Source organism: Sorangium sp. So ce448 (assembly GCF_051520915.1).
GTDB lineage: Bacteria > Myxococcota_A > Polyangia > Polyangiales > Polyangiaceae > Sorangium > Sorangium cellulosum_B.
The window spans coordinates 1,193,819-1,214,854 of the sequence record NZ_CP150343.1 but is presented as its reverse complement, the minus strand read 5'-3'; the positions used below and the strand labels follow the sequence as shown (position 1 = coordinate 1,214,854).

Annotated in this window: 9 protein-coding genes and 1 pseudogene; 5 read left to right on the top strand and 5 right to left on the bottom strand. The window is 67.8% G+C overall.

Features of this window, described 5'->3' with window-relative positions; genetic code table 11:
• The first annotated feature begins 144 nt into the window (after positions 1 to 144).
• The 4 genes from WMF45_RS04500 to WMF45_RS04485 all read left to right on the top strand — a co-directional run bounded on the left by WMF45_RS04500 (position 145) and on the right by WMF45_RS04485 (position 7,080).
• Complete coding sequence (locus WMF45_RS04500) at positions 145 to 2,334, top strand: TOMM precursor leader peptide-binding protein (protein WP_437715730.1); 2,190 nt, start codon at positions 145 to 147, stop codon at positions 2,332 to 2,334.
• A 169-nt stretch (positions 2,335 to 2,503) separates the two neighbouring features.
• Positions 2,504 to 4,453 (top strand): radical SAM protein, encoded by a 1,950-nt coding sequence (locus tag WMF45_RS04495; protein WP_437715729.1) that lies wholly within the window; start codon positions 2,504 to 2,506, stop codon positions 4,451 to 4,453.
• Between the two features lie 104 nt (positions 4,454 to 4,557).
• Entirely contained in the window at positions 4,558 to 5,676 is a 1,119-nt protein-coding gene (locus WMF45_RS04490) for an amidohydrolase family protein (RefSeq protein WP_437715728.1), read from the top strand.
• Between the two features lie 15 nt (positions 5,677 to 5,691).
• Positions 5,692 to 7,080 carry a SagB/ThcOx family dehydrogenase gene (locus WMF45_RS04485; RefSeq protein ID WP_437715727.1) on the top strand — a complete coding sequence of 463 codons (1,389 nt, stop codon included), beginning with the start codon at positions 5,692 to 5,694 and terminating at the stop codon, positions 7,078 to 7,080.
• Positions 7,081 to 7,111: 31 nt separating this feature from the next.
• On the opposite strand, the gene WMF45_RS04480 is transcribed toward WMF45_RS04485, so the two are convergent.
• From WMF45_RS04480 to WMF45_RS04470, 3 genes are all read right to left on the bottom strand, one after another.
• Complete coding sequence (locus tag WMF45_RS04480; protein ID WP_437715726.1) at positions 7,112 to 7,435, bottom strand: hypothetical protein; 324 nt, start codon at positions 7,433 to 7,435, stop codon at positions 7,112 to 7,114.
• Positions 7,436 to 7,492: 57 nt separating this feature from the next.
• Positions 7,493 to 11,608, bottom strand: a complete 4,116-nt coding sequence (locus WMF45_RS04475; protein ID WP_437715725.1) for a TOMM system kinase/cyclase fusion protein — start codon at positions 11,606 to 11,608, stop codon at positions 7,493 to 7,495.
• 157 nt (positions 11,609 to 11,765) lie between these two features.
• Positions 11,766 to 13,349, bottom strand: a complete 1,584-nt coding sequence (locus WMF45_RS04470) for a GMC oxidoreductase (protein WP_437715724.1) — start codon at positions 13,347 to 13,349, stop codon at positions 11,766 to 11,768.
• A gap of 350 nt (positions 13,350 to 13,699) precedes the next feature.
• Here WMF45_RS04470 and WMF45_RS04465 point away from each other — a divergent pair.
• Positions 13,700 to 13,903: pseudogene (locus WMF45_RS04465) on the top strand (thioredoxin); the annotation flags it as partial.
• Positions 13,904 to 14,140: 237 nt separating this feature from the next.
• Here WMF45_RS04465 and WMF45_RS04460 read toward each other — a convergent pair.
• Both WMF45_RS04460 and WMF45_RS04455 read right to left on the bottom strand, forming a co-directional pair.
• The gene (locus tag WMF45_RS04460; RefSeq protein WP_437715723.1) at positions 14,141 to 17,122 is read right to left on the bottom strand and encodes a penicillin acylase family protein; all 2,982 of its coding nucleotides are present in this window, start codon (positions 17,120 to 17,122) and stop codon (positions 14,141 to 14,143) included.
• 306 nt (positions 17,123 to 17,428) lie between these two features.
• Positions 17,429 to 20,437 (bottom strand): DNRLRE domain-containing protein, encoded by a 3,009-nt coding sequence (locus WMF45_RS04455; protein ID WP_437715722.1) that lies wholly within the window; start codon positions 20,435 to 20,437, stop codon positions 17,429 to 17,431.
• Positions 20,438 to 21,036: the final 599 nt, after the last annotated feature.

Below are 21,036 nucleotides of genomic sequence, written 5' to 3'. Positions count from 1 at the left end.
CCTTGGCCGGGCGCTGTGCTTCGTGGAAAAGGGTCGCCCTCCACAGCCATATCATGGAGATGGCGTGCGCCACAAGTCCGCATCGAGGCGCTGGGCACCTTGCCACGGCGCGCGCAACCCGGTAGAGTGCGCGAGCGAGGCCCCATGGACAGGATCCTCCGGTTCAAGCGCCATTTCAGCGTCGAGCCGCTCGATGAAGAGCGCTATTTTCTGATCGGAGAAGAGGAACACGTCCTTTTCCAGGGGCGCGTCCATGCGCTGGTCGCGCCGCTCATCGACGGACGTCGTACAGTGGGTGAGCTGATCGCTCTGCTCGCAGACCGGGTCTCGGCCCCAGAGGTCTTCTACGTACTTTCGCGCCTGAAGGAGAAGGGTTACCTCGTCGAGGTCAGCCGGGCGCTGGCGCCTGAGGTCGAGGGGTTCTGGGAGTCTCTCGGCAGCGACGCGGCGCAGGCTGCGACCCGGCTCACATCGACGACAGTCAATGTACGAGCGGTCGGAACGGAGGATCCGCGGCCCCTGATCGAAGCGCTCGAGGCCGCCGGGATCACCGTGGGGCCGGAGGCTGACGTTTGTGTCGTGATGACACCGGATTATCTGACGCCGGAGATGGACGCCTGGAGCCGTGAGGCTCGGCCAGGGACGCGCTGGATGGCCGTCAAGGCTGCAGGAACCGAGTGCTGGTTTGGCCCCATGCTCGGCGCACCAGCGGCCGCCTGCTGGGCATGCCTCGCCGTGCGGCTGCGTGACAATCGCCCGGTCGAGGAGTATCTGCGACAGCGTCGCGGTGGAGTCGCGACCATCGCTCGGCCGCGCGTGGGGCTGCGCGCCAGCGCGGCCGCCGGCCTCCATTGCGCCGCCCTGGCGCTGGCGCGCTGGATCGTGGACGGCTGCAAGGGAGCTCTCGATCGGCACCTCATGAGCTTTCATGCGGGCGATCTCCGCCTCGAGCGGCACGTCGTCGCGCGTCGACCGCAATGTTCCGTTTGCGGCGATCCCGGGATCACGCAGACCCGCGCCCTCGCGCCGATCGCCCTCTCGAGCCGCCCCAAGCGGTTCACGGCCGATGGCGGGCACCGCTGCGTCACGCCCGAGGAGACGGTGACTCGCTATCAGGATCACATCAGCCGGATCACCGGCGTCGTCAGCGATCTTCGACCCGTGGGCGACAACAACTCACACCGTCAGGTCTACAACGCGATATTCCCCGTTCGCCCATCGACCACGATGCCCTCCGGGGAGGACTTTCACCGCGTCGCCGGCGGCAAGGGCCGCACGGCCGCGCAAGCTCGCGCCGGGGCCTTGTGCGAGGCCATCGAACGCTACAGCGCCGTCTTCCGTGGCGATGAGTATCGCTTGCGGGCACGCCTCTCGGAGCTCGGCGGCGCGGCCATCCATCCGAATGCTTTGCAGGGCTACAGCGCCGCGCAGTATCGCCAGCGTGGGGTAGTGGACCTCCGCGAGGATCCGCAGCGGGTGATTCCCCTCCCCTACGACGGCGACGCGATCATCGAGTGGACGCCCGTCTGGTCGTTGACACATCAGCGACGGCGCTATGTGCCGACGTCCTACTGCTACCTCTATACGCCGACGCCGCCTGAAGAGCAGTTCACCTACTTCAATTCAAACGGAAACGCGGCTGGCAATTGCCCGGAAGAAGCCATCCTTCAAGGCTTTCTGGAGCTGGTGGAGCGCGATGCCGTCGCAGTGTGGTGGTATAATCGTATCCGCCGACCAGGGGTCGATCTCCGGAGCTTCGACGAGCCGTACTTCCTCGCGCTGGAGGACTACTTCGGCTCGATCGGCCTTCGGCTCCAGGTGGTCGACATCACGCATGATCTGGAAATCCCCACCTTCGTGGCGGTCGCGTGGGCGCCCGACACCGGCCGCATCTGGGCCGGCTGCGGCAGCCACTTCGACGCACGCCTCGCCGTGCAACGCGCCCTCACAGAGGTGAATCAGTGCCTCAACCCGCGCGATCTGACGCGCTCGCCATGGGAGGCCTCGACCCTCGAGGATCTCGCCTATCTACTCCCTGACGAGGCGGCGGCCGCACGAGGCCGCCATCTTTACCCCGAGCATCATCGCGAGGACCTGCGCGATGACGTGCAGGACTGCGTGGACCGCGCGGCTCGGGTGGGCCTGGAGACGTTGGTGCTGGATCAAACGAGGCCGGACGTCGGGTTGTGCGCCGTGAAGGTGATCGTCCCTGGCCTCAGGCACTTCTGGCCACGCCTCGGGCCGGGACGGCTCTATGAGGTGCCCGTGCGCATGGGCTGGCTGCGTGCACCGCTGGAGGAGGCGCAGCTGAACCCAGTGCCATTCGTCTTCTGACGCCGCAACTGCCGCAACTGCCGCAACTGCCGCAACCGTCGCAACTGGCGCAACCGTCGCAACCGACGCAACCGACGCGCACACGCGTTTCCCAGCAGCGGCGTCGGTCTTGACGGGCGCTCGACCCGGTGAGACGATGTGCTCCTGGCCCCGACCAACTGGAGATGCCATGCCGTCGCTCTCGAAGAAGAAGCGGATCCTTCTGATCCTGTGCGGAATGGATGAGCGCCATGTGGATCACTGGGAGGGGGTGAGCTCGGACGGCGATCTCGTCGCATGCGGTCCCATGACGCCGCTCGCCTGCGCGACCCTGGCCGCGCTGACGCCCGATCGCTATGACGTCGAGATCTGGGACGAGCAGCTGCACGGGCAGATCCGCATGGACACGCGGCTGGACGACTACGACATCGTCGGTGTCTCGCTCATGTTTACCGCCCTCGCCAATCAGGCCAAATTCCTCGGTCTGTACTTCAGGGGCAGAGGATGCACCGTGGTGGCCGGCGGACCGGCGATATCGGCCGCGCCGGAGGAATACCGCCCGTTCTTCGACGCCATCTTCGTGAATGAAGCCGAGCGAACATGGCCCCAGTTCTTGCTCGATTTCGAGCAGGGCAACGTGCAACCTGAGTATCGACAGATCGAGAAACCCGGTCTGGGCGAGAGTCCGCCTCCGCGGTGGTGCAACGTCGCCGAGAGCATCCCCAAGTACGAGTGGTCCACGGTGCAGACGACGCGCGGTTGCCCTTTCGACTGCGAATTCTGCGATGTGATTCACCTGTACGGCCGGCGCCAGCGGCACAAGCCGATCGATCAGGTGCTCGACGAGGTCCGCACGCTGAACTCGCTAGGCGCGCGCGGTGTGTTCTTCGCCGATGACGAGTTCGTCGGCGACCCGGCGCGGGCCAAGGAGCTTCTGTCCAGGCTCATCCGTGTAAACAACGACTTCGCCCGTCCACTGCGGTTCTTCACTCAGGCCACGATGAACCTGAGCCGTGACGTGGAGCTCCTCCAGCTGATGGCGGACGCAAATTTTTACACCATCGTCCTCGGGATCGAGTCGTTCAACAAGGAGTCGCTGCGCGAGACGCACAAGCATCAGAATATACGAAAGGACATCGTCGGTGACGTCCGGAAGATCCTGGGCTACGGCATCGGCGCGCGAGGCAGCTTCATCATAGGGTTCGATCACGACAGCCCCGAGACCTTCGACGCGCTCTACGAGGGGATTCAGCGGACCAACCTGCCCTGGGTCGTCGTGGGTCCGCTCTACGCACCAGAGAACAGCGCGCTGTGGGTGAGGTTGCGCTCGGAGGGGCGGATCGCCTATCTGCGGCGCCACGCGACGAGCGAACCCAACCCTGCGGTGCTGAACCTGGTTCCTCGAGGGATGAGCCGCGTGGAGCTGATCGAGGGGCACCGCGACCTGGTCACGCGGATCTACGACTGGGACGCGGCCTGCGCGCGGATCCGCGGCTGGGCAGCCATGGTGCACCGCGCTCCGCGGGTCGAGGAGGCGCTCTTGTCACGGGCAGCCTGCGACCGCTTCCTCGGAGAGGCGGCGCGCTCGTGGGCGCTCTCGGCGGCCGAGCGTGAGTCGCTCGGTGATACGATAGCCGAGGCGCTTCGCGTCGCGCCTCACCTCATCAATCGGGTCGTGTTCTTCCTTGTCAAGAATCAGCTTCAGCGGCGGCGCCACGAGCGGAGTCTTCCCCTCTACGAGAGCGTCCTCGAGGGAGAGCGGCGCGGCGAGCTGGTCGTCGACCGGCGGCCGCTGCTGGTCCCTCCGTCGCTCGGCCCGGCGATGACCACGATCTTCCCCATGCTCTACTCACGGCTCTACCGGAGCCTCCCCGACAAGAGCGTCATCCCCGAGGCCGCGCGGGAGGTGCTCGTCGACTTCGTGGTGCGCTGGGGCGCCACCTTCCAGAACATCGAGCCCTATCACGAACCCTCCCTGATGGATCTGTGCGACCGGGCGGCGGCGAAGCGGGGCGGCCGGCTCGAAGCCGTCTCCCTCGAGGAGGAGCGCGCGGCCCTTACAGACATCCGGAAAAATCGCCTTGCCGATGCCGTTCTGAAGGACGTTCGTGACGAGCTCTCCCGGATGGCGAGCCCATGAGCCAGGTGCCAGGAGCGGGGCAGAACGCGTCACGTACCGAGACACCGTGAGGTTGAAAATCGATGCGGAATGGCTACCAGATCATCGACGCAGATCGGCACGTGGTGGAGCCGCTCGACCTGTGGGTCACCTATCTGGAGCCCGAGTTCAGGGAGCACGCGCCCAGGCTCGGGAGTGTGACCGAGGAGCCCCTCGCCCAGCGCGTTGCCCGTCTCGGCGCAAAGGGCCTCGTGCCTGTGTTGCCCATGCCGACGCTCGGCGGCAAGCCGCTCTGGAACGGGATGACGGAGCGCGCGTGGCTCGAGATCAGCAACACCGCCTATATGCGCCTTGGAAAGGTGGGGCGCCTGGAGGATCCGGCCGTTTACCTTTCCGACATGGACCGGACGGGCGTCGACATCGCCTTCCTCTTTCCTGGTTATGCCCTTCTCATCCAGGGTTTCACCGATCTGGAGCCTGCCGTCGCCAGCGCGCTGGCCCGAGCGTACAACGCATGGCTGCACGACTTTTGCCGCCATTCCCCCGAGCGGTTGCAGGGCGTAGGGCTCATCAGCCTCCACGATCCAGCCCAGATGGTTCAGGAGCTCGAGCGCGTGGTGAGCTTCGGCTGGAGAGCGGTCGTCATCCGCCCCAACCCCGTTGCGGGGCGGCCGCTCTCGGATCCGGCCTACGAGCCGTTCTGGGCCGCCTGCGAGCGGCGATCCATCGCGGTGACGATCCATAACAACACGGAATCCTACGTTCCCTCGGCGGGCTCCGATCGGTTCAAGACCCACTTCGCCCTGCATGCTTGCGCCCACCCGATGGAGCAGATGATGGCTCTCCTCGGCCTGATCGAGGGCGGCGTGCTGGAGCGCCACCCCCGGCTGCGCGTCGCAGGCCTGGAGGGGGGATGTGGTTGGTTGCCGTACTGGCTCTGGCGGCTCGACGAGCTCGAATACGGTTACGTGGCGAGCGAGGTCGCCGAGCACGTCCGCATGAAGCCGTCCGCCTATTTTCGGCGTCAGTACTTCCTCACGATCGAGGCGGACGAGCCGCTGTTGCCGGAGGTGATCCGTCACGTCGGCGACGACAATCTGTTGTTCGGCTCTGATTTCCCGCATCCTGACCATGGCCTCGATGCGGTCGAGGAGGTGTTGTTGCTCGAGAAGCAGCTCTCCGGGCAGACGCTCCGCAAGATCCTCTGGGAAAATTCGGCCCGGCTCTTCGGGTTGCAGAAGTGAGCTGGGCATGGCGTGATGGCGACGACGATCGACCTATCCCTCGCCGACGGCGTCGAGCTGCGCATCTCGCGCGATGAAGAGGTGAGCCTCGCCGGGCGATTCGGCGAGCTCATCCTCCGACGCCCGCCGGATCGGCTTCGCGCAGCGCTCGAAGCCCTGGCGTCTGGTCCCGTCGCGGAGATGGCGCTCTTGACGCTGGCCGGGGACCACGCGCCGCAGCTGCTCTACCACCTGAATTCCGCAGCGAACCTCTGTCTCCTGCGCACGACGGTCACGCACGACGGGCACCAGCTCATGAGCTCGTCGGCGACCTCACCCTATTTCATTCGCTCTCGGAGCACGATCGGCGATGCGGTCGCCTACGAGCTCTCACGGTTTGCGGTGAGCCGTGTCGAAGACGGGCGTATGGTGCTCGAGTCTCCGCTTTCGCATGTGCTGGTGGTCGTGCACGACCGTCGCGTCGCATCGCTCCTCTTCGAGCTGGCCCGGCCCCTCAGCCCTCGCGCTGCGGCCGAGCGCGCTCCGGATCTGGACCTCGAGGCGACGCGCGTGGTCCTTCAGCAGCTCGTTGACGCCGGTTTGGCTGCGCCGGCGCCAGCGGAGGCAGCTGCGCGCACGCCCACGGAGATCGCCCTTCGACAATGGGAGCCGCACGATCTCCTGTTTCATGCACGCTCGCGCGGGAGGCGGCACGGTAAGAGATGGGGTGGCACATACCGGTTCGCTGGCGAGATTCCGCCCTTGCCCTCGGTGAAGCCCGCGATGGGCAGCGCGTTCATCGACCTGCCAAGGCCGGACATCGAGGCCTTGCGAGCGAACGACGTACCCTTCACCGAAGTGCTCGAACGGCGCCGCTCCGTCCGGCCCCCGGGCCCGGCCCAGCTCACCCGGCAGCAGCTCGGCGAGTTTCTCTTCCGGAGCGCGCGTATCCGTCAGGTGCGCGCCTCTTCCTACGGTGAAACCACCGATCGGCCCTATCCGAGCGCAGGCGCGCAGCACGAGCTCGAGGTTTATCCGATCGTCCATGCTTGCGGCGGCGTCGCAGCGGGCATGTACCACTATTGCCCGCTGCAGCACCGCCTGGAGGCCGTCGCAGGAGCAACGGCGGATGTGCGGGCGCTGCTCGCGTCTGCCCGCGTGTCCGACACGATCCCCGATGTGCTGATCGTGGTCGCCGCTCGCTTTCAACGTATCGCCTGGAAGTACGAGTCGATCGCCTACTCCTTGATCCTCAAGGACGTGGGCGTCCTCCTCCAGACCATGTACCTCGTGGCGACGGCCATGTCGCTGGCCCCCTGCGCCATCGGGCACGGCGACCCAGACCTATTTTGCCGCGCGGCGGGGACTGACTACTATGTCGAGAGCTCGGTGGGCGAATTCGCGCTCGGTGGCTCGACGACCTGACCGCAGCCACCGTCGCGCGAACGATGCAGGATCAGCAGCAGGGGTGCCCGCAGCAGTTCTTCGCCGTTGCCTCTTCCAGATCGGTGCTCTTGATCTTGTGTTCCGTTGCGTCGGGCTTTGGAGGCAAGGCCAACGTCAGGCAGAAATGCTCCCCTTTCCCCCCTCTGGGGAGGTCCTTCTGGTCGACGACCTGGAAGTTCATGTCCTCGGGGATGTCGAAATTGAAGTGATTTTTTAGCGCGGCGCGCGGGTCATTCTTGAGCTCTTGCGCGAATGCGTCGTCGTTCCAGGCCTTCTGGACAGCCTGTATCCATACGAACTGCCATGCTGACATCGTCGCAGCGTCGACACCCATGCGACATCCTTCCTTTCCTGCGTTCGTTCGGCGCCCGTTCGCGGTGACGGGCTCCTATCATCTGTTCAAGGTACCAGGGTCGGCCGAGGAGCTCTCGATCGCTGCCAGCAGGTCGCGCGCCTCCTTCAGCTGCGGTGTCTCGAACCCCTCGGTGAACCACGCATAGACGGGGGCGAGGCGGCTGCGCGCCTCGTCGATCGCCCCGCGCCGAAGAAGGCTCTGGCTGAGCGCCGTGGTCGCCTGCAGCTCATGCATCTTCGCGCCCTGCTTCTGAGCCACCTCGATGGCCTGTCGGAAGCACGCCTCGGCAGCCTCGTACGCGCTCGCGTCTCGCTCGAGCAGGACGAGCCCCTTCCTGCGCAGGATCCTCGAGGCAGAGTAAGGCTCTCCGAGCTGCTCGGTCAGCTCCAGGCCGCGTTCAAGGCGCTCGATCGCCGCGTCATGGCGCCCGCGAGCAGACTCAGCCTCTGCCAGGAGGCAGTTGAAGGTGGACGCGTCCAGGTTGTTGCCGCCAGCGAGGCGGGTCGTGAAGTTCCGCTCGATCTCTTCGGGGTCGCCCTTCGCCCATCCGCGGAAGATATTCACATAGGCGACCTGCTCGCGGAGCCCGTATCGATCGGCCATCGCCTTGTGGGTATCGGCGAGCTTCAGTATCTCCGCTCGCTCCCCTCGCTCGTAGAGCAGGAAGAGGTGATAATACATGGCCAGACCGATGCTGTTGGCGTGGTTCAGCTCGCGCGCCCACTCCAGGCCCAGCTTGGAGTAGGCGAGCGCTTGCTCTGGATAGCCCAGGTACCAGACCGCAGGAGCCAGCGCTGCGCAGCCGCCAGCCTTCGAGTCCTGACCGTAGAGGTAACACTGCCCGCGGTGGGCCACCGGGTCATAGACCTGCAGAATGCGCTCGATGCAGGCCTTCGTCTCGGCCAGCCGGCCCTCCACCATCTCGCAGTGCCCGAACATCGAGAGCGTGGCGGACTCCAGCCCGGCGTCGTTCGTCTTGCGTGCGATCGCGACGAGCCGTTCGAAGAGCGCCCGCACCTTGTCGCGGCTGTTCGCGCCAAGATAATAGTAGAGCGCCAGCACCCAGAGCGTCGCAGCGATGTAGGGGCTGTCCTCTACCATGCCCTGCAGCTCGTACGATCGATCGACGACGGCTTTCAGCTCCGGGGCCATCCAGCCTTTGCTCGACATCAGCGCGGGCGTGATCAGGCCATTCAGGGCGAGCTCCGCCCCGGCCCGCGCGCGAGGGTCCTCGATCGCGTGAATCCATCCGAGCGCCTCGGTGGCCTGCGCGATCGACTCCTCGAACGCCGACCGCATCAAGGCTGCCAAGGCGGCCTTCTGCGCGTACGCGATGGCCTCCGGCTTCTGCTCCGCCCCGGCATGGTGATGGGCCAGCAGATCCGGCCGCTCGTTCGCGACCTCCGGGAACTTCTCCTCCAGCGCCTTCGCGACACGCGCGTGCACCTGTTGCCGCGAGCGCTTGAGCATCGAATCGTAGGCCGCGTCCCTCACGAGCGTGTGCTTGAAGAGGTACGCCTGGCTCTTCAGCCGCCGCTTGCGGTAGACCAGCTCCGCGGCGATGAGCTTGTCGAGGTCCTCTTGCGCTTCGACCTCGCCGAGAGGGCTCACCGCGCGGAGCACCTCGAAGGTGAATTCGCGTCCGATGGTGGCCGCGACCTGCGCCGTCTCCTTGGCTCTGCCCAGCCGGTCGAGCCGCGTCACCAACAGGTCACGCAGGGTGGCGGGGATCTCCACCTCCGAGAGCGGCTTCTCCAGCGCGTAGCGCCCCTCGTCCTTCACGGCCACCAGCGTGCCGGCTTCGATCATCCCGAGGATGAGCTCCTCCACGAAGAGCGGCACGCCGTCGGTGCGGCCCGCGATGCTGTCGAGCACCTCCGGCGGGAGCGCGAGGCCTGCGGTGACCTGCATGGCCAGCTGCTCGATCTCCGGCCGGCCGAGGCGCCCGAGCTGTATCTGCAGCACGGAGGTCGGCGACCACGACGGCGCGAACTCCGGCCGCGCGGTGAAGAGCGCGAGCACGCGGGACGAGCCCACTTCACCGACGAGCTGGCCGAGCAGCTCGATCGTGCTCGGGTCGGCCCAGTGCAGGTCCTCGATGAAGAGCGTGATCGGCGCCTGCTCGGCCATCTCGAAGAGCAGCGAGAGCACGGCGTTGCGCGTCAGCTCGCGTTGCTTCTGGGGCGAGACGTCGAGCGGCGCCCACTTCGCCGGCAGCGTGAGCGACAGGAGCGACGCGAAGAGCGGCATCGCCTCGGACAGGTCGAAGCCGTGGAGCGAGAGCAGCGCCTCCAGCTTGTCCGCCCGGTCCTCGGGCTTCGCCTCGCGGCGCGGATCGAGCAGGCGCTCGATCAGGCCGACGATGGGGTAGAAGGCGATGTTCGCGCTGTCCGGCGTGCAACGGCTCTCCAGCCAGGTCTGCGCCTCGACGCCGATCCTCTCTTCGAGCTCGCGGGCGAGACGCGACTTGCCGATGCCCGGCTCCCCGCTGATGAGCACGGCCTGGCCTCCGCCGCTGCGGACGCGGCCCCAGCGCTCCAGCAGCGTGTCCAGCTCCCGCGCGCGGCCGACGAGGGGCACGTCTCGGAGCCCGCTGGGCGCGCTCCCTTCCCGCAGCTGGAACACCTCGACCGGCGCATCGAAGCCCTCGAGCGAGCGGCTGCCGTCCTCGTCGAGCACGAAGTGCTTGCGGAGCAGCCGCTGCGTCTCGCGGCTCACGAGGATGCCGCCGGGCTCCGCCGCCGCGCTGAGCTGGGCGGCGAGGTTCGGCGTCGTCCCCACGACGTACCCGAGCCCGGCGACCTTCGGATCGCGAAGCTCACGCGCGATCACCAGCCCGGTGTGGATCCCCACGCGGAGATCGATGCGGATCTTGCGCTCCGCCTCGACCGCCGCTCTCCGCCCGAGCAGATCCGCCGCCATCTCACGCGCCGACTCGGCCGCGCGACGCGCGGCGTCCTCGCGCGCCGTCGGGTAGCCGAAATAGAACAGCACGCTGTCGCCCAGCACGCCCGCGACGTGGCCATTGAAGCGGCGGGCGATCATCGTGCACGCCTCCTGCTGGAGGCCGAGGAGCTGATCGAGCTCCTCCGTGTCCGCCTGCCCCTGCGCCGTGCTCGACGCCGTCAGGGTACAGCACACGGCCGTGATCTGGCGCCGCTCGCCCTCCACCAGCCGCTTGGAGAGCCCGCCGTCACTCCACGACCTGGCGGCCGCCACCGTCTGCGTCATCATGTCCGGCGCGGCCCGCTGGAGACGCACGGGGACGCTCCTCGACCGCAGCCCGCTGACATCGCACTCCTCGAGCGCATGCAGGAGCCCCTCGGTGGTGACGTTGCGCGCCGCCGCGTCCTTGGCGGTCGCGCGGCGCAGGATGTCCCCGAGCGGATGGTCGAGGATGGCCGCGGGGATGGCGACAGGATCGGCGGAGAGCTGGTTGAAGATCACGTCAGCCACCGTGTCGCCCGCGATCACGCGCCTGCCGGTCAGGCACTCGAGAAAGACGAGGCCCCAGGCATAGAGGTCGGTGCGCGGCGTCGGAGGCTGGCCGCGGAGCTGCTCGGGCGCAGCGTAGGCGGGCGTGCCCACGGACTCGTTGGTCAGCGTGAGCCGCGTCTTCTCGTCGCGGCTCGCTTCCTCCGTGAGCGCCCCGATACCGAAATCGAGCACGAGCAGGTTGCGCCGGGCGCCCGTGGGGATGACCATGAGATTCGCGGGCTTGAGATCCCGGTGGATCACCCCCTGCGCGTGCGCGCAGCCGAGCGCGTCGAGGATCTGCAGCATGAAGTGCCGCGCCTCGCGTGGATCCAGCGGGCCCTCCTCGGCAAGGACCCGGGCGAGGTCCTTGCCAGGCGCGAACTGGAAGACCGAATAGACGACGTCCTCGTCCGCCTGTCCCGAGTCGATCAGGCTGACGATGTTCGGGTGGTGGAGCTGCCCGCAGAGCTGCATCTCGCGCTGGAAGCGCGCGACGCGCTTCTCGCGCGCCTGCGCCGCGCCGCTCGACCCGAGCTGCAGCACCTTGATGGCGACGAACTGGCCCGTCGCGAGCTGCCGCGCCTTGTAGACGGTGCCGAAGCCGCCCTCGCCCAGCTCGGCGAGAACCTCATAACGGTCCCCGAGCACCGCGCCGATCTTCTGTCGAGAGTCCAAGCGCCCCTCGCCTCCGCGTTGTGCGCACTACTGCGCACACCACCTTCTCTACCTACAGGGAACTTTATTCGCCGTGCAACTCTTTTTTACGGTGGCCTGGCCTTTCGAGCGCACCGCCGCCTCGAGCATGCTGGACGCCCATGTGAAGGTGAGGTTGTCACGCTCGGGTAGCACGCTTGGGTGGCATCTTGCTCATCGCCCGCTCGGCCATGGCGGTGATGGTGAGCGACGGGTTCACGCCCAGGTTCGCGGGCACCATCGAGCCATCGACCACGTAAAGGCCGTCGTGGCCGAACACCTGGTTGCGCTCGTCGATCACCCCGCGCTCCGGGCTGTCGGCGATGGCGCAGCCGCCAAGGATGTGCGCGGTGGTCGGGACGTTCAGCACAGCCTCGTTGACGGCGTTGCGCGGGGTGCCGTCCATCAGCACGGCGAGCCGCTTGCCAACCTCGTTGGCGACGGGGATGTACGCCGGTGGCTTCGGCTGGCCGGGCGGTCTGTGGGTGGTCATCCCGCCGCGCTTCCAGGCGAGCTGCATGTAATTGTCCACCGTCTGCATCACGAGGAGGATCGTGGAGCGCCTCGCGAACCCGAACGGCAGGAGCCCGGTGATCAGGTCGATGGGGTGGAGCAGCCGCCGGCCCAGCCAGCGCAGCCAGCGCGGCAGGCCCGGCGCGTCGTCGGTGAGCACCGTGCCCAGCGCGCCCATCACGTCGGAGCCGGCGGGGTAACGCACCGGCTCGATGTGCGTGCGCGCGTCGGGGTAGATGCCGCTCGCGATCGCGATGCCACGGGAGTAGTCGACCCGGTCGTCCCTGGCCGTCACCCCGAGGATGACTTCGCTGTTGGTACGCACGTAGTTGCCGAGCTGCGTGGAGAGGTGGGGTAGCCGGCCCTCGGCCCTCGACTTCAGCAGGAGCTTCACCGTACCCAGCACGCCGGCGCTGAGCACCACCCCGCGCGCCCGGAGGGTGCGGCGCCGCTTCCTGAGCAGCGCGGTGGAGCGCTCCAGGGTGAGCTCGTAGCCGCCGCCCGGGAGCGCTTCGATCGCGGTGACCAGGGTTTCCGGCTGGATGGTGCAGCCCTTCTTCTCGGCCAGATAAAGGTAGTTGAGGTCGAGCGTGTTCTTGGCGCCGAAGCGGCACCCCACCATGCATCCGCCGCAGTGGACGCACGTGGTGCGGTCAGGCCCCTCGCCGGCGAAGAACGGGTCTGGCACGCGCTGCCCTTCCTGCTCGCCCTCCCTCGCGAAGAGGACGCCCACGTTCGCGACGTGAAACGTGTCCCCTCGGCCCATCTCGTCGGCGATCTGCCGGAGCTGCCGGTCGGCCGGCCAGAGCTTCGGGTTCGCGGTCACGCCGAGCATGCGCTTCGCGAGCTCGTAGAAGGGCATCAGCTCGTCGCGCCAGCTGGTGCCGGCCGGCCAGCCGGGGCTGGCGAAGGCCTCGGGCGGGGGCACCAGCAACGTGTTGGCATAGACCAGCGAGCCGCCGCCCACGCCCGCGCCCGAGAGGATGAGCGTGTCCCTGAGCAGCGTCAGCCGCTGGATGCCGTGACAGAGCAGCCTGGGCGCCCAGAGGAACTTCCGTACATTCCAGTTGGTCTTCGGGAAATCCTCCTTGCGCCAGCGCTTGCCGCACTCGAGCACGGTGACGCTGTAGCCCTTCTCGGTGAGGCGCAGCGCGGAGACGCTGCCGCCGAAGCCCGAACCCACGATGGCGAAGTCGACGTCGAAATCCATGCCCCCCGCTTCTCGGAGCGAAGTATGGCCCGTTCGATCTCTCGAGCCCACCCGCGAACGCGGCTCGGCCTCGTACCTCGCGCCTCACCGACGGCGCGCACGCGCTCCCACGCCGCCGCCGCCGCGAGCGACGCGCGCCGTCCTGGCGAGGCGCACGCCTCCGCGGGGATCTCGGCGGCCGGAGGACGCTCTCGACGTCCGCGGTGCGCCCAGGCCAGCGCAAGGTGCTGGTCGGCTGCTCGCTGCGCAGCAGCGTCGCGCGGCGGCGCCCGGCGCAACACCTCCACGCGCGGCCATCACCGCTGGTACGCCCCGTGCGTAGCGCCGCCGCGGACGAGGAGACGCGAACCATGGGCCATCCGACCATTTACCCCACCGGGGTCACCCTCTATGACCCGGACCGGAGCTGGAACGGCTATACGATCTTCCAGGCTGCAGGGCTCGGCGCGCTGCTCATCGACATGAACGGCCGTGAGGTGCAGCTCTGGAATGGACTGCACGGGTTTCCCAACAAGCTGTTGCCCGGTGGACAGGTGTTCGGCAGCACCGCCGAACCGGTGGTACGACGCCGGAGACAAGCGCTTTCACCCCGACAACCTGATCTGGGACGCGAGCAACCCTCGCAAGAAATAAGGATTCCCGCCTCATACCTGTACGTACCCCGAGCGTTCTCGTTCGGCTCAACGAAAAACCAGGGCAACACCGGCGGAAGTTTCTTGTCAGGAGCTCTTCCTTTGTGGCGGCAACGATGCCGACGTTCGCGCGCGCGACGCTCGCGGTGGCCGCGCCGGCTATGGCGCCTCGATCACCGTGCGCGACGCCTTCGCCTGGATCACGTCGGGGAGCAGGAACGGCACCAGGTGCGTCTGGTTCTTTCGCCAGAGCTCCGCCTGATCGCGGAAATGCGGGCTCTCGGCGTCCCAGACATTCCCTCCGGGAATGGCGTTCCACGCCTTCGGCCCCGCCGGGTCGAGCTCCACGACGAGCCGTTGCGACGGGCCGTGGACGTACCGGAAATCAGGTGACTCGTCGAGCGCCCACGAGAGGCGGTAATCCGAGGAGTCCACCGCGAACTCGTCGCCGCCGCGCGGAAAGCCGCCGCTCCAGAGCGGATCGCTCGGCGGAGGGATACTGAGGCTGCTGGAGAGGGGGACGAGCGCGTCGAAGGTGACCGTGTGAAAGGCGCCCCAGCGGGGCGCCGCAGCCCCGGAGCCCCCCTGTTGCTCGAGCCAGGCGAGGGCGTCGAGCAGGGCGCGCAGCACGCGCTCGTCCCTGGACTCGACCGCTGGCGTGCCCATGTCGTCCCACAGCGTGCTGTCCTGCACGGCCGGATCGAAGGTGGCGAGCTGCTCCCGATCGGCGGAGAACAGGTGGAGGAGCGCCTTCGCCGACAGCTCCCGGGAGAACGACGAGAAGCCCATCTGGTCGAGCTCGTCGCCCAGCACCCGGCGCACCACCCGGACGAGCCAGAGGTTGAAGACCAGGGTCGCCTCCGAGGCGCGGGCGTCGATCGCGCCCGGGCCATCGCCCTCGTCCGCGAGCGGCATGGCGGTGTCGAGATCGATGCCGACGGCCGCCTTGTAGTCCGCCTCCTTGCCCCAGCCGTCGAGGAGCACCCGCAGGGCGGCGATGCGCTGCGGGTCGTATGCGGCGTCCGCGACGATCGCGGTCAGATCGGGGTGAGTACCGGGCGTCTTGCGCTCCGCCTCGGCGCGGTCCACGGCGAGGAGGAGGTGAGGCACGAGCCTCGCGCCGAGCGCCGACCTGATGTCGCCCTGGATCGCCGCGCAATCCTCCGGCGACAGAGGTCCCTCGTGAGCATCGATCCGCTCCTGGATGCGGCCCTCGCGAAACCCGATGTCGAAGCTGCAACCCAGGTACATCGGGGTGCCGTCGGGGAGCGTGCCGTTCGATGGATCGTTGTCCAGTGAGTCCCCGATGGGGTCGTTGTTCGCCGTGGCGAGGTATCCCGCCGGCGGGTTCTTCGCCCGGGGGATGAGGTGCTCGGGGAGCGTCCCGGTCCACTCCGCGGTCCCGTCGCCGGGGAGCACCATGCAGGGGAGGACGCCCGTATAGGTGGCCGCGTCCCAGGCGAACGCCTCGGGAGACCGCGTCGGGATCGCCGCGTGCGTCGTCCAGAGGATGTCGCCCGCTGTGTCGCCCATCACCCAGTTCTGCGCGCCGACGCTGAATTTCGAGAGCGACTCCTGCGCATCATCGACCGAGCGAGCGCGCAGCAGGCCGAAGATGGCCTCCAGCTCCTTCGTCGGCGCAAGCCCCGTCCAGCGGACGCTGAGCGCCCCCACGGCCGGGTCCGGATCCACCACCGCGTGGTCGACGATGGTCGGCAGGAGCGGGCCGTGATGGGGCACGATCGGGACACGGTAGGTATAGGGCTCCCTGCCAGCGATCGCGATGACCTCCTCGACCGTCTGGAGGGGCACTGGATTGCCCTTGAAGAGCACGGCCTTGCCGTCGGGCGTGAGCTTCTCGGCATAGACATCGGTGACGTCGTACATCGCGACCGTCGCTCCCCACCCGACGTGCTCGTTGTGGCCCAGGATGATCCCCGGAATCCCGGGGAAGGTGACGCCCCCGACGTGAACATCGCGGCTCGCGTCCTTGCCCTCGGGCGCGGTGACATGGATCGAGACGGCATACCAGACGGCCGGCGCGCTCAGCGACAGGTGGGGATCGCTGGCCACGAGCGCGTGCCCCGTCGCGCTCCGGCTCGCGTGGATGGCCCAGTTGTTCGAGCCGAAGCCCTCCGGGGCGACCTTGCTCCTGGCGCGCTGGACCGCGCTCAGGTAGCCGGTCAGCGACGAAATGAGCTTCGCGCGGCCCGGCGCGGCGCGGCCCGGTCGTCGCGCGCGAGACGCGCCCTTCGCCGCCTTGTCCTCCGCCTTCTGCGCCTTCTCCCGCGCCGGGGAGGCGGGATAACCGCTGCTGGTCACCGCGGGCTCGGAGGGGGCGAACCTCAGGAAGTCCCGCTCGAAGCCGGCGCGCTTCTGCGCGAGCGGATCGGCGCTGCTCGACGCGAACGTCGTCCGGGCGGCGTCGAAGAACCGCTGCATGGTGATGTCCAGCTCGGCGTCGAACGACAGGAGGTAGCTCTGGAAGCGGCTGATCGCGAGCGAGTCGACGCCGCTCCAGTCGGTGAACGCCTTGGCGGGCATCCCCGTCGCGCCCTCGGGGAGGAGGATGTCCCCGGAGCGGATCTTCCTGAACACCTGGGTCACCCCGTCCGCGTACGCGTCGAGCATCTGGCGGAGCTCCCCCTCGGGGAGCGCGTCGTACTGGGCCCTGGCGATCCGACCGAGCCCGACATGGCGGAGAGCGATGTCCTGATCGATGGTGGTGCGATCGAGGTCGCCGAAGAGCTCTGCGAGCCTCCCCTCGGCGGTGCGCCGCAAGATCTCGAGCTGGAGCGCGCGGTCGCGCGCCGTCAGATACCCTTCGACGCGCATCGCGTCCACGAGGTTCTCGGCATAGATATGGGGCCTACCGTCCCTGTCCTGGACGACATCGACGGCAGAGAGCAGGCCGTCGATGGTGAGCCGCCCGTCGACGGGCAGATCCGGCCGATCGCCGAGGGGACCGAACGTCGCAGAGGAGGGCGGGCTGCCGTCGGGCGCGCCCGCGTCGGGATCGCCGGGCGCGCCCGCGTCGGGCGCGCTGCTGCCGGGACCAGGGTCGTCCGAGCACCCGAGCATGCCCGTGAGCCCGGTGACCAAGGCGAGGACGCAATGTGCCGAAGAGAATGACAGTCGCACGAACGCTCCTTGGTAGGATGGAAGCGAGCCACCGCGGCGGTATCGCCGCGCGACGCGGTGGCTGGAACAGCGCGTCGTCGAGCGAGGTAGGTTCGGAGCTCCTTTCGCGGCAACATGGGCCAGGGCACGGCCGGCAAGAGGGAGCGTGCCTTGGCGCGGTGTCTGGGCCAGCATGACACGCAGACGCCGTGGCGGCCCGTGCCGGACCGCCCCCGCGCCAAGCCGTCTGAATCTTACCTTGGTACCCCGGGTCGCCGAGGAGGCCAGCGACTGCGGTCCGGGAGGACCTTTCTCGACTGCGCGGCGCTACTGGAAGGTCACCGAGAGCGTCGGACGCCTCGCGACATTGGCCACCTCGCTCGAGCAGATGCGCAGATCCTTGCCGGTCGCGGAGTTGGCGAGCACGAGGCCTTGGTTGGCGGCGCTGCTCCGGACCCACCTCTGCACGCTGCCGGGGTCGAGCGCGATCGATCTGCGCTGGTAGCCGCTGGAGTCGATGTTCAGGAACTGAAAGGTCGGTCCCTCCACGTCGCCCGAGCCGATGCCCGGCGCGGTCCAGTCGCTGCCCGCGCCCCCGCTGCTGAAGCCCAGCGTCGCGGAGCCGTAGCTCCACGGCGTCTTCATGAAGTTGCCGTTCAGGGTTTGCGGCCCAACCCAGCTCTCGAAGGTCACGGCGAGCGTGGCGGCCGTCACCGTGGCGGTGGTGGGGATCTGCGATACGTCGAAACGAATGAGCGCCTTGGTTGTGTGGCGGCGCGTGTCGGCGAGAAGCACGTCATTGGTCCTGTAGACCGTGCCGACAGGGTTGCTGGACGAGTAATTCATACTGGAGATGCTCACATCTTGCACGCCGGTGTAGCCATTGACGCCCTGAGTGAAGGTCAGCGTCTGCGCTGTACCGCTGGGCGTCGGCTCGGTCGGCGTCGGCTCGGTCGGCGTCGGCTCGGTCGGCGTCGGCTCGGTCGGCGTCGGCTCGGTCGGCCGCGACGGTGTGGTCGGCGTCGACGTCGGAGGCGTCGAGGAGCCCGCCGTGACAGCGCCGGTGGCGCTGACCTTGAAGCTCAAGGTCTTGCTGGCGCCCGACACCTGCAGCGCGCCGCCGGCGCTCACGCGGATGCGCCATTTTCCGCCGGAGGCGACGGCCGTGACCGCATATCCCGAGCTCGAGGGCGCAACGTCGACCAGCACGTGCTGGGCTTCCGTTTGCGAGACCAGGTACTCCGCGCTCGACACGGTGCCGGTCGCGGCCTGATCGGCCGAGAACAGCACGACCTGATTCTGCGGCGCCGAAAGCTCGACGCCCACCACGTCGCCGGCGATGACGTTGCCGTCCGCAGACGACAGCCGCGTCTGCTCGCCGAGCGTCGCGCCCGCCGAGACGACGGTCAGCCACTGCTGCGCCGCCGCGCGCACCGGAGCGTGCACCTCGAGCCGCGCCGTCGAAGCCGGCAGCGTCGTCGTCGTCGTGCTCGCGCTCTTCGGCAGCAGCGCGCGCACGCTTCCAACCAGCGTGCTACCCACCACGACGTCGAAGCGCCTCTGTGTCGCATCGGCGGTGGTCACCTGACGGGGCACCACGGGTGTGTGAAAGCTCATCCACTGGTCCGCGCTGGCCTTCGCCACCGTCGTGCGGTCGAACAGCACGAAGCTGCCTGGACGGAAGAACACCACGTCGCGCGTGAACTGCGAGACCGGCTTGACCGTGGGGCTGCCGTACTGGTCTCCGAGGCCCGTGGCGCGCGCGCGCACGAACGCGCCGCGGTCCTCGTACCGCTCTACATGGGCGTTCGAATCGACCGGTGAGAGCGAATTTTGTCCGGGGTTGTACCGGTTCGTGGCGTCGTCGACGAAGAAGGTGTTGTGCAGCCGGCGCTGGCTCGTGCCGTAGCTGTCGTCGTTCACCAGGTTCTCGCAGGCGTTGCCGCAGTTCTGGGGCAGCCAGCCGGTGGCGTTCATCAGCACCGGCTGATCGCCGACCACCACGCTCAGACCGCCGGCGTTGAACATCTGCTCACCGGAGTAGGCGGCGTTGATGTACGCGCCGCCAGACAGCGCCCCCCACACGGCCGTGCTGTCCCAGGACGAGCGCATGCCGACGTGGCCAGGGCCGGCCGCAAAGTGCGACAAGCCGGTCGACTGGTACCCGCTCCTGGCGGCGGCCGTATCGCCATACAAGAACCTGGACCACGGCGCCGAGTCGTCGCCCGCTGCCGCGATCACGTCGGCGGCGAAGCCGCGCGCGACGGCGGCCGAGGTGTCGCCCTGCTGCTCGAGCATGGTCGCCAGACCGAGGAACAGCGCCGCAGAAGGACGCATGTTGATGCCCGCACGAATCGTGCCCTGGTCGTCCATGTGCTTGAGCGAAGGCCACGTGAAGTACCGCGCATAGGTCGCCTGCTCGCGGGCCAGCGGCAGCTCCTTCCACCAGTCGAGGCCGGTCGCCGTCCTGGTCGCCCACAGCGCCTCGACCATGTACAGGACGGCCCTGCCGCCGTAGCCCCATCCCTCCGGCCAGCCTCCGCCGGCCATCATGCTCGTGAACTTCGGCTTCACGAGCTGTCCCCACATGCGCGTCACGACGTCGTTCCAGTACACGCTGGCCTTGGCGTTCTCGCCCTCGGTCGCCAGCGCCGCCGCGGTCTTGGCCAGGTAGTAGCCGGCGAAGTAGTTGCCGATCGGGTCGTTCTTGATCAACCCGCTCTCGTCGTACCAGTCGATCCACGAGTTCATCGAAGCGACCAGGCGCGTCTTCGTCGCAGCCGGCAGCGCCGGGTAGAGCCAGTCGTAGCCGAACGCCATACCGACCACGTAGTTTCGGATGCCGTAACCCTGGTCCGTCGACGGCTTCTGCCCCCCGGACGCGACCGGGGTGCTCATGGCCTCCAGCAGGCGGACGCCGGCCTCGCCGTAGCGAGCCTGCGCGGCCGTGTCGGTCGTCACGCGATAGCAGATGCCCAGCGCGCGCACGACCGGCGGATACTCGTCACCTTGATAGCCTTGCCCGACGTTCGGGTAGCCCGGGTAGGTACTGCCGTTCGGCGGGTGCATCGTGCCGGTCGTGTAATCGTCGCAGCGCTTCTTCAACGCCGTCCAGGCGGCGTCTCCAGCCGCGGCGCGCGCCTTCAGGCGCGCGACGACGGAGTCGGTCAAGATGAGCCGCGCGGCGGGGCGCGCCACCAGCATTTCCTCGCTCGCGCCCACGTCTTCTTCGGCCGGCTCGGCCAGCCCGTCCGGATCGGCGACGCCCAAGCAGCCGAGCAGGCCGGAGATCCCCGCCAAGAAGGCCAAGGGAAGGAGGTGACTGATTCTACGCATTGAGTCTCCTTTGACTGAAGGCACACACGTGCCCCGTCGCAGACTTGCTTCGTCTGTCGGTTACCCGTTCAGCGACTGACTTCGAATCGGGGCCTGGGCGGCCCCTCCGCGGTCACGTCCTCATCGAGCGGCGCTCAACGATCGACATCGCCACGAGCGAGGCGATGAGCTTCCCGGCGGCAAACGACCGCGACCCAAAGCATCGATAAGTCGAATGCATGGCTTCTTCTCCCCCGGCGTCGTCGAGCCGCTGTGGTGGACAGGACCGTGACGGGCGAAGGTACCAGGGGGCAGAAGAGGAGCCTCCCGCTGCGTGCCTTCGCGCCGCGAACCATCGGTGCAGACCATCCAGCACCAGAGGGTGCGGATACAGGCGCTCTCGTGAACAACTCTATTCCCGGATCGATACGTCCGGTCAAGACGAAATACTTTCGAAGACCAAACGACCGCCAATTAGGTCGCACACTTCGGTCGCCATTCACATCAAGGCTATAAATTTTCGACGCAGAACTGAAGCGCTCAGGCCGCCCGCCGGTGTGAAGCAAGGTATAGAGAAGCGATCGCTCGCCCGCCTGAGTGTATGAATGCAGACGAAATCC